This is a genomic window from Jeotgalicoccus marinus DSM 19772 (assembly GCF_000425825.1).
GTDB lineage: Bacteria > Bacillota > Bacilli > Staphylococcales > Salinicoccaceae > Jeotgalicoccus > Jeotgalicoccus marinus.
Window position 1 is genome coordinate 43,125 of sequence record NZ_AUEE01000013.1, and the last position, 12,500, is coordinate 55,624.

Genomic DNA, 12,500 nt, shown 5'->3' on the forward strand with positions numbered 1-12,500 from the left:
TTACGGAATTAGGAGTACTATAAACATGATCAAATTTCTTCCCTATCTTATAACCGCCCTGCTCTTCTTAACAGCATGTAGCAACTTAAGCGAAGAAGACAATAGTAAACTAAATATTTATACAACTGTCTTTCCCTTAACGAGCTTTGTTGAGGAAATCGGTGGGGATACTGTTGAGGTCGAATCCATTTACCCTGCTGGTGCGGATATGCATTCTTATGAACCGACACAAAAAGATATGATGGAGTATGCTGATGGTAATATTTTCATGATGACATCAAATGACTTAGACCCTATCGCCAAAAACATCACAGATACAATTAATGAAGACACGAACGTCATTGAAACTACAGCGAACATCAATGAAGACGATTTAATTTCAACGAGTCATGATGACCATGATCACGAACACGATGACGACCACAATCATGATCACGGTAGTGGAGATCCCCATATTTGGTTAAATCCAAATCTCGCTATAATTATGGCAGAATCTGTCAAAGATGCGCTAATTGATGCTCAGCCCGAACATAGTGATATGTACGAAGAAAACTTTAATAATTTACGAACAGACTTAGAAGATATCGATAAGCAGCTCACTGAAATTACAGAGGATCCTGTCTATACAGATGTCTACATTTCCCACGAATCTCTCGGTTACTTAGCCGAACAATATGGTTTTCATCAGGTTGGTATTAATGGATTAAGCAACCAAGAACCTTCACAAAAGGAACTGACTGAAATTATCGATCAGATACAAGCGCAAAATATTCCTTATATATTATATGAACCGAATGTCACATCGACCGTCACTGATGTCATCAGAGATGAAACCAACACTGAGCCACTCTACTTCAACAATTTAGAAACATTGACTGATAACGATCCTGAAGATGCAACTTATCAATCGATGATGGCTAAAAATATCGAGACCTTAGATCAAGCACTCAATGACAAATGAAAAATTGTCCGGAATCTTCCGGACAATTTTTTATGCTCTTCCGCGATATAAGTCGTTTTTAATGCTTTCAGTAAACTCACGGATTTCATCTACATCCTTTTTAAGGAAAAATGCTAGAACCACGACAGCCACTGCCGTTAATGCAAATAAAATAACAAAAGTTTTAAATATAAAACCGAGTAAACCTTTAATTAAGTCCATTGAGTGACCCCTCCTGTGAATTAATTCTCTATTCTATTCCCTTTTTTCTCTTTTATAATCTTAATTGCAGGAATATCTGCCGGTGCCCAGTCCAAACTATCAATATCAGCTGCAGGCAACCATTTCATCTGTACATGTTCAAGTAATTCCACTGTGCCACTCTTGATCTTAGAAAAGTAAGTTGTCAGCTCAACAATGCCAAAATCATATTCATGAGTGGTCGTTGTGATCTTATCTTCAATTGTAATATCTAGTGCCATCTCTTCAATCAATTCTCTTTTTAAAGCATCTTCAGGCGATTCATCTGCCTCAATTTTACCACCTGGAAATTCCCATTTTAAGGCTAGATTTTTACCTTCTGGTCTTTGAGCACATAGGATTTCACCTAAATCATTTTCTATTACTGCACCAACAACGTGGATTTTCTTTTTTGTCACTCTAAATAACCTACTTTCTCTCCAACATTTCAATCATTTCGTCCTCAGTTAGCTCTGCAAGATTATTTCTGAAATTTCCTGCGGCCATCGCTTGACGTGCAATTTCTGGGATATGCTCGCGTTCAATAGCTAAATCTTCAAATGTCATACGAAGTCCTAATGTTTCTTTTAGGTCATTAATTGCGTCTGACATCTCACGTGTGTTTTTAAAACCGAGTTCAGCACTAATATTATCCATTCGATTATCTATTTCCGCATTATATAAGATCCATTGATCAAGCGTAAAGGCACAAGCTTCTGCATGAGGTATGTCAAATTCAGAAGTTAGGTAGTAGCTCGTCGCATGTGATCCACTCGTCATAGTCTGACTAAAACCAATACCCGCCATAGTACTTGCCAAGGCCATGTTTTTTCTAGCAGTCACATTATCTGGCTCATTAAATGCTGTTTCTAGATTTCCAAAGGCAAGCTTTAAAGCTTTTAAATGAATTGCATCAGAAATTGGATTGTGATTCTTAGATCCAATAGAATCTAGTGCATGACAAATAACATCAATACCTGAAATCGCTGTGACTGATGGTGGACACGTATATGTGAGTTCCGGGTCAACAAAAGCATGTTTTGGATATAAATCTGGGCTATTTAACGATACTTTTAAGCCGCGTTCCTTATCACTGATGACACTAAACGGTGTAACTTCAGATGCAGAACCACTCGTCGTCGGTAATGCAATCACATCAAGCGCCCCGTTGACTCGCTTATCATCGATAATTGTCCGAGCGTCTACATCACGAACAACTGCTGCCGCTGCCGCTTTCGCAGCATCCATCGTCGAGCCACCACCTACAGCAATGATAGCATCAGCCTTAAAGCTATGACATGCTTCAATGATACTGTCTACATTATCTACTGTAGGATTGGGTTCAATATTTGAAACAGTATCTTTAATTTTGCCCGATAATAATGACTTTAATAAGTCGCTAACCCCATTCTTCACTTGTGAGTTTGAAGCAACGAGAATAATAGATTCGTAACCGGCATCCTGTAACACTTCTTCAATCGTAGTAATCACACCAGCACCAAAGTGAATATCCGTTGTATTGTGAAAAGAAAACATATAATCCCCCTTAAGTTTTATTTCTTTTTTATATTGTATTCATAATGCTTAAAACGTATCGTTAAAGGTTGGAATAAAAATACATATAATAAAAACAAGATAAAACTAATGAGCAGCGACGGCCACATCGGCCATTGCATAATTGGTATTAATATAAATATAAACAAGGCAACAAGAAATATCGCGATGTAATCATAGATTATCGATAAAGTCGATGGTTCTATGTATTCTCTACACTTCGGGCACCTGATACGTGTCCGAGGTTTTAATGCATAACCTAATAGTTTTTCTTTGTAAGTCCACTCATGCTTACAGTGCGGACATTCTCCCATACAATCACCTTTTTTATAGTATTACTCACGATTATATCAAAAAAGAAGAGCACATTCGCTCTTCTTATTCATCATCTTCAAATTCATAGTAATCTTTTAGAATGTCTTTAATCTGATTTTCTTCTTTAGACTGAACAAGCTTAATATTTGTTGTCACATGTTCGCAACCTTCTTCTGCAAGGTAGAGGTTAATCTTTTTAGCGAGATTAAATAGCTCATCCAAATTCCCCTCAACTGTTGTCTCACTTGGGCCAACAAAGTGAGTAAAACCACTGTTTTCTATTAACTCAATCGCCCCTTTAGTATGCGAGTAAAGTTTTTTGTCACCAGGGTGATAAGGCAACACTTGAATGCTCATAATATAATTCATATTTCTCTCTCCTCAATTCATTTCTACCACTATTATGATACTATTATTGTTAGAAAACAAACATTTAAAGGTGGTTTCAAATGTTTAAAGTTAGCAAGGGTTTAAATATTATTCTCATTTTAATTGCGCTAGGCATGATTTATTATTTCTGTCAGGATTTTCTACCATCCTCACTTAACATACCATTAATATTAACTTTAATCTTATTAGGTATCGTCTCGATCATGTCGATTATTAGAAAAGAAGAGCCTGAAGACTAGTCGAGGTAAGGTACAACCTCGACTTTGTCACTATAACTTGTCATGTGCTCACTCACGTCACTATAGACATCAGTCATATCCATTGCATCGAGTGGCTGGAGGTAAAAGTCTTCATATTCATTACTATCAACGTAGGTCGGCATGAATCTAACATCGCCGACATCAATATTCTCCCCTTCTTGTTTCACAGTGACTTCTAAAATACCACCGAGCCGAGTATTTAATGTTTGTTGTGCACTTAAGAAATTAGACATAGAGTATGCAATTACCGCTTCACTTCCGTCTTCTCTTTCATAGTGTTCAATCGGTTGTAAGGTGTGCGGATGAGAACCGACAATAATATCTGCACCGGCCTCTGCCATAGAGTGATACTCAGGTATGTGCTCATCTCTAGGAAACTCATCATATTCAATACCCTGATGGTAGCTGACAATTAATACGTCCACTTTATTTCTTAACTGCTCAATATCTTCTACAATACTTGGCATATCAATTAAATTCACTAAGTACTCTTGTCCTTCTGGTACAGGAATACCATTGGTTCCGTATGTATAAGCTAGGAATCCAACATCAATCCCATTGACATTGAAAATACGATCACGGTCTTTATCTTCCTCACTTACATTTGCACCGACGTAATCAATATCTCTCTCTTTTAAGTTTTCAGTCGTTGCAGCTATACCTTCCGCGCTACGGTCTAGTGTGTGGTTATTAGCTAAGTTAACAATGTCTGCATTAAAGTAACTTAGTAAATCTGCGACTTCTTCTGGTGCATTAAAGGTAGGGTAACCACTAAGACCTAATTCCTCTCCACCTATAGGTGTTTCTTGATTTAAGAAGACCAGATCTTGTTGTTGTAAATAAGGTGCAACTGACTCTACGCGAGATACAAAGTCGTATCCATCTTCTGTTTGAACGTCTTCATAAAGATAGTCATGCACTAAGATGTCACCCGTTGCCGCAAAGGTAAACGAAGAATCTAAGTACTGACTCAAATTTTGTAAGAAAGCATCCTGATCGATTGTTTCAAAGTTTTTAGTATTCCCTTGAAGTGGCTCTGTTTCACTATTAGAAAAGAAACTGAAAAACATTAGTACTGACAACAATATCTTCATTTCATTCTCCCCTTAATGTTTGTCCCTGCTCAGGTTCAAGACCATGTTCAAATTTAATTTTTAATGACTGTGAAGTGTCTGGGTTCGGCCCATCCATCACATGAAAGTGTAGGTGAGGAGTATCACTCGCCCCGCTGTTACCACAGGCTGCCAATACTTGCCCACGATTTACGTAGGTCCCCTCACTGACTAGGATAGAATCTGCTTTTAGATGCGCAAGCATACTGTACTCATTCACGCCATGTTGAATAATGACGGCATTACCTTCTGGATCATCCATATTCATCGACATCGGTGGATTATCTCTCACCCCATCATATACTTTAAAGATAGTACCTGATGCTGGTGAGACAATTGGACGTCCATAACTGTGATAATTTTCTAAAACTGAAGTATTTCCTCTGACCGCTTGACCATTTTCTTTAACGATAAAATCAAAGGCATAGCGCTGATTTTCATAGGAATAATGATAGTTTAAAAAGTTATCTTCTCCACCAAATAAGACGAACCAATCATCTTTAAACGGTAGGCGATACTTCACTTTTGAAGACGTTTTATACTCATGATATTGTTCCAAGTAACCAAACTTTAGACCAATGATAAGCGACTGTTTAACCGCGACCGTCAACATTTTTTTCGTCTTGTCATCTACAAAAGCATAACGTCTCACACCAGGTTCTAATTCATTTTCTCTGTACAAGGAAAAGTGAACCGTACCCTGATAAAAATGGCGTGCTTCATTTAGAAATTCTTCTTTTGGCATCAATGCTTGCCATTCAGGCATAGTGGAAAGATAGATGTCTTCGAATTTTTGTGCGTTAAAAAGCTCTCCAATCAAAGCCCCTTCTATTTTCACTCGTTACTCACCCGCTTCGTTTATTTTATCGACAATATACTCCGTTTGTTTTTGTATAGAAATCAAATCATTAGTAATGGTATCTTCTGAATTGAGTAAGATTACATGATCCTTATCAATATCCATTGCCTGTGCAAATTCACTTTTAATATCCTCATTTTCATAGTCAGGTGTATTAACAAAGACATAATCTGCTTCAAACTCACTAAGGTCACTTGGTGTTTTCACATCAAATAAATTGTCTTCTAAATGACTTTGTAGTGCACCGTCCATCTGGAAACCGAGCACATCATATACCGCTTCAGTGCCATAGCTCATATATTCATTATAGAGCAAATAACCATCTTCATTAGCGACAGCAACGACAGCATTCTTATCATCAACTTGCGTATTAAGTTCTCTTTTTAAGACTGTTGTCTGTCCTTCCCACTCGTCACCAATCTTGTTTGCTTCTTCTTCTTTATTTAAAATTACACCTAAATAATAGAGTTGTGTTAAATAGACGCGTGGACTAAACGGACTCAGTATCCCCCCTGAATAAGACATTCTAATCGTTGGTGCGACCTCACTATACTGATCAAAATATTCATCAGGTGAATAGGTCACAATTAAATCAGGGTCAACTGCTTTTAATCCCTCAATATCACCAGGCTCTAAAAATGTCAGTGACTGTCCAACCTCATTAGTCAGTGTTTCATTCCCCTCTAGTGCTCTGTTCACTGCAGTTGGCTCATATCCTAAAAGGGCTGCATTTCCTGGATCAATGGTACGAAACAGGACAATATTTTCTGGCTTACCCGGGATATCAATTTCTGATGTATCTTCTGTTGTAATTCTTCTTAACTCCCCATCATCTGTCACATCAATTTCACGAAAACTAGAACATGCCGTGAGCATGAGTACCAGTGTAAGGAGGAATATCATTTTAAATTTCATAGCTTCCCCTTTATTATTTATACCGTCATTATACACAAATATAATACGTATTCGGTACCATTAGAAAAAATTACCTCATTTCAAATATAAAAAAGACCCCGGAGCTTACCGGAGCCTTCAATATTCTATATACTTTTATGCTAGTGCTTCATTTTCTACTGTAACTTTACCTTTGTACTTGTAGACAAATTCTAAGAACTTATCAAGCTTACCCTCGGAAATGCTTTTTACGCTGACGATTAATTGGTCATCTGTCCACAGATGTACAATGTGACCTACAAGAAGCAAATCTTCTATGGTAATTCTTGTAATTTTCTCATAGTCAAAATCTTCAATACAAACAACACCATGATCTTCAAGATTCAAAAACAATCTTTGTGTCGTTGCAACGAGTGAACCATGGTAAGTACTTTTCTCCCCATTAAAGTACTCTACTGATCCTACAAGTGCAGGTCCTACAACTTCTTTAGGTTGTAAAGTAACACCTTCGATGTTTTTTAATTTGTTGTACATAGACAACATCCCCTTTTTTAACTGTTATTTTTTTATTTACCACCAAACATCAAGTAATAAACATCTTTTATCTTTAAAAATAGGACCCCAAGTAATACGCCTATGATACCTCCAATTGAGTTTAAAATAATATCATCGATACTTGTAATTCTTCCTATCGGTAATAAATACTGCGTTGTTTCAATAAAGACTGACAAACATAAGCAAAGAATTGTGGTTAACAACTCTCTTCGAATTATAAAATATAAAAAGAAAGATGTTGGTATGAATAGAACAATATTCATTAACACACTATTGATTAATGCTTCTGTTGTTGCATAATACCAAAGGTCTTCAATACTCTCAAAAGGTGTGAGCTGAACGATGTCGCTTCCATTTGAAGTCCGCATCAGCGTTACGAGAAAAATACCCACTATGCTCATCGTCAAACCAATGATTGAAAAATATCTGATCTTTTTTGCGATTGTATCGAGCTGATAGCCACTCCTAATATTAATCAATAAGGTCACCACAACGATGATCATAAAAATAAAGATAAATATCGGTATGATTGGACTAAATGCTTCTATTAAAATTCCCATTTATAAAACTGCCTCTAATCTTCTCCAAATTGCTGGTTTGTAAATTCTTTATATTTTTCATGACTGGATATTAGGGATTCGTGTGTTCCTTCTCCAGTAAGTAATCCATTATCGATAAAGTATATCTTATCTGAGTTTACAATTGTTGATAAACGGTGCGCAATTACAAGGACTGTTCTACCGGCCATAAGTTCGTTTAAAGCTTCACCAACATATTTCTCTGACTCTGAATCTAAACTGGCAGTCGCTTCATCTAGCATTAATATTTTAGGGTTTCTTAAAAACGCTCGAGCAATACCGATACGCTGACGTTGTCCACCTGACAATTTAACACCACGTTCACCTACTTCGGTGTCGAGTCCGTTTTCTAGATTGACTACAAATTCTTTAGTGTATGACTGTTCAACAGCTTTTTCAATATCTGCTTCTGTATAAAAAGATGGATCTAAACCATAAGTAATATTATCGCGTATTGTACCTGAAATAATGGCGCTTTCCTGCGCGACATAACCAATGCCACTACGATATGAACTTAGACTTAGATTATTGATATTAATACCATCAACAAGTATTTGTCCACTCCAGACTTCATAATACTTCTCTATTAAAGCAAAAATTGTAGATTTACCACTACCACTTGGACCAACAAAAGCAACCTTTTGATTGTTTTGTGCCGTAAATGAAATATTTTCTAAAACAGGTGTTTCATCATATCCAAATGTGACTTGCTCAAATCTTAAGTTGTTATAGTCAAGATTCGGTTTCTCTACTCCTGATTTTTCATCATCCAGTTCCATTATATTGATAATTCTACCTGTTGCGCCAAGGGCTTTATTATATTCTGTAAAGAACATCGCAAACATCGTCATCGGCATAATAATTTGGAAGAGGTACAGTAGAAATGCGACAAGTGTACCAATTGTCATCGTTCCATCAGCAACACGTATGCCTCCATAACCAATGACTAAAATGATGACTAACATCATTACTGTATACATTATAGGTGATAAAAGCGCGTTGATAACAGCTTCTTTCATTCCATATTTATAAAGTTTACCAATACCTTTTCGGCCTTTTACCTTTTCGTAGTTTTCAGCATTAAAGGACTTCATTAAGCGGATTTCTCCCAAAGTTTCTTGGATAGAACCTGTAAATGTCGCCGTTTCATCCTGTAATTTCCTCGATACTTTTTGCATTCTATTTCCTAAAGGTAGAATCACTGCGATAGAAATTGGTAAGGCTATGAACATAATTAGCGTAAGTTTCCAATCCAAGAAGAAGAGAATAACAACCGACCCAATTATACTCATCACACCTGAAATTAATTGAGGGAAATGACTCGTAATTAAGCCTTGAATAATACTTGTATCATTTACCACTCTACTAACAGACTCACCGCTCTTCGTCTTATCAAAATATGTTACTGGTAATTTAAGAAACTTATCCCATACGAGTTCTCTTAACCGTTTGACGACTGACTGTCCAATTTTTGCGAGCATATAATAAGCAACACCATCAACGACTGCGCTTAAGAGAAAGACAGCAATAATCAGTACGATGAGAGGTGTACTAATTACTGAAGGATCAAAGCCATCTATGAACATCTGTGTTAAAAGTGGCACGATTAATGATCCTGCGGTACTAATTAAAGTAAGGAACACACCAAAAAAAAATATACTTTTCTTTACATTCGTGCGTTTTATTAAATCCATAAACTTTTTAAATGATGCTCTTTCTTCTACTGTTTCCAAGACGACACCTCACTTTATAAATTTAACCTTTTATATTATAACAACTTTTCTTTAACAAGTGGTGTGGTAAAATGTAAACATCAAAATAAAGGGGGAACATACCATGGCTTTGGAGTTAAGTAACATCCAGAAAACCTTCGGTGACCACAAAGCAGTAGATTCTATCAACATCAATGTGCCAAGTGGTAGCATGTATGGCTTTCTTGGCGGTAATGGTGCGGGAAAGACAACGACCTTTAGAATGATTTTGCAGTTGCTCACACCATCAGAAGGCACCATTTTATATGACGGAGATAAAATCGGCTATCACATGACGAACAAGATTGGCTATCTACCGGAAGAACGCGGCTTACATCCAAAACTAACGGTTAAAGAACAAGTCATCTACCTAGCATAGCTTAAAGGCATGTCCAAAAAAGAAGCCAATGAGGCTTTAGATTATTGGTTAGACCGATTTAAAGTAACGGAGAACAAGGTTAAGAAAATCGAGAAACTCTCCAAAGGAAATCAACAAAAAATACAACTTATCGCTTCAATAATCCATAATCCAGAACTCATCATTCTAGATGAACCTTTCAGTGGGCTTGACCCGATTAATGTTGAACTTCTTAAAAATGCAGTTAAGGATTTAAATAGAAATGGTTCAACGATTATTTTTAGTTCTCACCGTATGGAACACGTCGAAGAACTGTGTGAGGAGCTATGTATATTAGACCGTGGTAAACAAGTAGTCAGCGGTAATATTGATCAAATTAAAAAAGACTTTGGACAAAAAGAAATTATTATTGAAGGCGATCATGATGTGTCCTTCTTAAAAGATTTTCCTGGTGTACTTGATATCAAACAAGTACGTAAGAAGACTACCTTAAAAATTGAAGAGGAAAAGTATGCTGAAGAAATCTATAACAAAGTGACTGAACTCGGTTTCTTTAAACGTTTCCAAGTTAACGAACCTTCACTAACCGATATCTTCATTTCGAAAGTAGGTCGAGACTATGAATAAATTTATGACGACTTTCAACCTAACATTTTTCTCAAAATTAAAAGCAAAATCATTTATTATCACAACCTTGATTATTATCGCAGGAATGTTTTTAGCATTTAACCTGGATAAAATTATCAGTCTATTTGATTCAGATGAGTCCTCTACGCTTCAGATTGAAGCAGATCAGTCCTTTATAGAAGTGTTTGAACCGATTATTCAAACCTATGACGAAGAGATAGAGATTGTAGAAGAAGATGGCGATACGGTTCTAGAGGTTACAAGTACAGATCCACTAGAAGCAGAAATTAGAAGTGATGAAGCCCTATCTTCTACAGAAGAACAAAACATTCAACTTGCTTTAAATGATACCAACCGCGCCTACGTACTGCAGACTTTAGATTTAAGTGAAGAAGAGCTAGCGTTAATGTACAAAGAAGTGCCTGTTAACTTCTTAGTCCAAGCTGAAGATTCAGGAGAATTTGAAGCAGCAAGTGAAGATGATACCAATATATTAAATATGGTTATATTCTACTTCTCAGTCATTTTGATGTTTATCATCATACTGAACTATGCATCACAGATTGCTATGGAGATTGCAAATGAGAAATCTTCAAGAGTGATTGAAATGATTGTTTCAAGTATACGACCCGTTCAACACTTGATGGCAAAAATTTTAGCAATGATGGCAGTGAGTATCATTCAAGTTGCGGCCATAACGATCGGTGGGCTTATTGCTTTTTACACATCAGATCACACAGCCTTACTTGAAAGATTTGGTTTAGAGCCAAACGACCAAACACCACTATTAATCGTTTATTGCGTCATCTTTGTTGTCCTTGGTTTAATACTTTACCTTTCGATTGCAGCTATGCTCGGTTCATTCATCAACCGTATGGAAGATATACAACAAGGCTTAATGCCAGTCACCTTTATTACGATGATTGGTTACTTTATTGCATTGGCAGGTATCAGTTTTGCAGATCATTTCTTAATCACAGTAGCGAGCTACATCCCGTTCTTCACACCATTCGTTATGCCACTCAGATTACTCACTAATGATACAGGTCACCTTGAGATGATTATAGGCGTTGTAATTCTCATCGCTCTGATTATCGTAACACTTATGGTTGCTGCTTATGTTTATAAAAGAAGTGTATTGTCGACTGAAAGTGGTATTATGAAAAACATTAGAAGGCTTAGAAAATAAGCAATTTGAGACTACTTTTAATGAATAATATACAGTAAAAATTTATTTCTATAACTTTCTCAAAATTCTTAAGATACTTTCTTAAAAAGATTCTTTGATAAGGTCATTGACATTGCCCAAAAAAGGTGTAATATGATGTTGACTAAAACAAAGGAGTCCTGAATATGCAAGTAGAATTAACAAGATTTAGGGTGAAAAAAGGTAAGGAAGAATTAGTCGATCAATGGATGGAATTCCTCAATGAGCATATGAATGATGCGCTCCTCACACTCGATGATGAAAAGATGTTTGTCGAGACGATTATGCGTGACCATATGGGCGAATTCGATTATCTTTACTGGTATTCTATTCAGGCAGATGATGGAGACTCCAGTACAGAATCTGAGAAATGTATTGATCAAAAACACTTAGAATACTTCGAGAAATGTATCGATAAGACTTATCGTCCTAAAAACCTAAAAACTGAAGTTGTTATGATACCGAAAAGAATTAAGAACCAAATAGAAGCTGCTGCAGAAGAGCAGTTCTCGTAAAGTAAGTATCCACCCGTATAACGGGTGGCTTTTTTTCAGCCCTATAAGGGCTCATTCCGCACATACTCCCTAAAGGGAGCTCTCAAAAGACTGCCAACCGCTATTCACTTTACCTTTTATTTGGTTTTACTTTTTGAATGGATCCACGTATTCTCGTTTTGAAATTGAATCGAGCACCCTGTCATCTGCTTCCTGCTCTCTGATATACTTTTCAATCGTTTTTTGGTTCAGTCCGACGGTGCTCACATAGTATCCCTTCGCCCAAAACGTTCTGTTTCCATATTTGTACTTCAAATTCGCATGTTGTTCATGGATAAGTACGGCACTTTTCCCTTTCAAATATCC

General features: G+C 36.6%; 16 protein-coding genes and 1 pseudogene. 5 read left to right on the forward strand and 12 right to left on the reverse strand.

What is annotated here, in order from left to right:
• The first annotated feature begins 25 nt into the window (after nt 1–25).
• Nucleotides 26–961: a metal ABC transporter solute-binding protein, Zn/Mn family gene (locus H624_RS0108185; protein WP_051220545.1), complete on the forward strand. Its 936-nt coding sequence runs from the start codon at nt 26–28 to the stop codon at nt 959–961.
• A 30-nt stretch (nt 962–991) separates the two neighbouring features.
• Here H624_RS0108185 and H624_RS12710 read toward each other — a convergent pair whose 3' ends face one another.
• The 5 genes from H624_RS12710 to H624_RS0108205 all read right to left on the reverse strand — a co-directional run bounded on the left by H624_RS12710 (nt 992) and on the right by H624_RS0108205 (nt 3,418).
• Entirely contained in the window at nt 992–1,162 is a 171-nt protein-coding gene (locus H624_RS12710) for a hypothetical protein (protein ID WP_166627065.1), read from the reverse strand.
• Nucleotides 1,163–1,182: 20 nt separating this feature from the next.
• A complete protein-coding gene (locus H624_RS0108195; protein WP_026867155.1) occupies nt 1,183–1,599 on the reverse strand; it encodes a (deoxy)nucleoside triphosphate pyrophosphohydrolase in 417 nt (138 codons plus the stop codon).
• A gap of 10 nt (nt 1,600–1,609) precedes the next feature.
• Nucleotides 1,610–2,716: an iron-containing alcohol dehydrogenase gene (locus H624_RS0108200; RefSeq protein WP_026867156.1), complete on the reverse strand. Its 1,107-nt coding sequence runs from the start codon at nt 2,714–2,716 to the stop codon at nt 1,610–1,612.
• Between the two features lie 17 nt (nt 2,717–2,733).
• On the reverse strand, nt 2,734–3,048 hold the full coding sequence (locus tag H624_RS12405) for a TIGR04104 family putative zinc finger protein (protein WP_084145796.1): 315 nt from the start codon (nt 3,046–3,048) through the stop codon (nt 2,734–2,736).
• A 64-nt stretch (nt 3,049–3,112) separates the two neighbouring features.
• Nucleotides 3,113–3,418, reverse strand: a complete 306-nt coding sequence (locus H624_RS0108205) for a thiamine-binding protein (RefSeq protein ID WP_026867157.1) — start codon at nt 3,416–3,418, stop codon at nt 3,113–3,115.
• Between the two features lie 80 nt (nt 3,419–3,498).
• Here H624_RS0108205 and H624_RS0108210 point away from each other — a divergent pair, with 80 nt between their 5' ends.
• Nucleotides 3,499–3,678, forward strand: a complete 180-nt coding sequence (locus tag H624_RS0108210; RefSeq protein WP_026867158.1) for a hypothetical protein — start codon at nt 3,499–3,501, stop codon at nt 3,676–3,678.
• Here the strand turns inward: H624_RS0108210 and H624_RS0108215 are convergent.
• The 6 genes from H624_RS0108215 to H624_RS0108240 form a co-directional block, all read right to left on the reverse strand.
• Nucleotides 3,675–4,793 (reverse strand): CapA family protein, encoded by a 1,119-nt coding sequence (locus tag H624_RS0108215; RefSeq protein WP_026867159.1) that lies wholly within the window; start codon nt 4,791–4,793, stop codon nt 3,675–3,677. The genes H624_RS0108210 and H624_RS0108215 overlap by 4 nt on opposite strands.
• Nucleotide 4,794: 1 nt before the next feature.
• Entirely contained in the window at nt 4,795–5,649 is an 855-nt protein-coding gene (locus H624_RS0108220) for a M23 family metallopeptidase (protein WP_026867160.1), read from the reverse strand.
• Nucleotides 5,650–5,652: 3 nt separating this feature from the next.
• Nucleotides 5,653–6,585 (reverse strand): ABC transporter substrate-binding protein, encoded by a 933-nt coding sequence (locus H624_RS0108225; RefSeq protein WP_026867161.1) that lies wholly within the window; start codon nt 6,583–6,585, stop codon nt 5,653–5,655.
• Nucleotides 6,586–6,720: 135 nt separating this feature from the next.
• On the reverse strand, nt 6,721–7,098 hold the full coding sequence (locus H624_RS11910; protein ID WP_051220546.1) for a PH domain-containing protein: 378 nt from the start codon (nt 7,096–7,098) through the stop codon (nt 6,721–6,723).
• A gap of 32 nt (nt 7,099–7,130) precedes the next feature.
• Nucleotides 7,131–7,679, reverse strand: a complete 549-nt coding sequence (locus H624_RS0108235) for a VanZ family protein (RefSeq protein WP_026867162.1) — start codon at nt 7,677–7,679, stop codon at nt 7,131–7,133.
• 14 nt (nt 7,680–7,693) lie between these two features.
• On the reverse strand, nt 7,694–9,391 hold the full coding sequence (locus H624_RS0108240) for an ABC transporter ATP-binding protein (RefSeq protein WP_035856786.1): 1,698 nt from the start codon (nt 9,389–9,391) through the stop codon (nt 7,694–7,696).
• Between the two features lie 142 nt (nt 9,392–9,533).
• Here H624_RS0108240 and H624_RS11915 point away from each other — a divergent pair.
• From H624_RS11915 to H624_RS0108255, 3 genes and pseudogenes are all read left to right on the forward strand, one after another.
• Nucleotides 9,534–10,433, forward strand: a pseudogene (locus H624_RS11915) (ABC transporter ATP-binding protein).
• Nucleotides 10,426–11,622, forward strand: a complete 1,197-nt coding sequence (locus H624_RS0108250; protein WP_026867164.1) for an ABC transporter permease — start codon at nt 10,426–10,428, stop codon at nt 11,620–11,622. Before H624_RS11915 ends, H624_RS0108250 begins: the two are co-directional and overlap by 8 nt.
• 164 nt (nt 11,623–11,786) lie before the next feature.
• The gene (locus H624_RS0108255; protein WP_026867165.1) at nt 11,787–12,155 is read left to right on the forward strand and encodes a DUF6176 family protein; all 369 of its coding nucleotides are present in this window, start codon (nt 11,787–11,789) and stop codon (nt 12,153–12,155) included.
• A gap of 126 nt (nt 12,156–12,281) precedes the next feature.
• Here H624_RS0108255 and H624_RS0108260 read toward each other — a convergent pair.
• A partial coding sequence (locus H624_RS0108260) for an IS200/IS605 family transposase (protein ID WP_026867166.1) occupies nt 12,282–12,500 on the reverse strand: 219 nt, incomplete at its 5' end.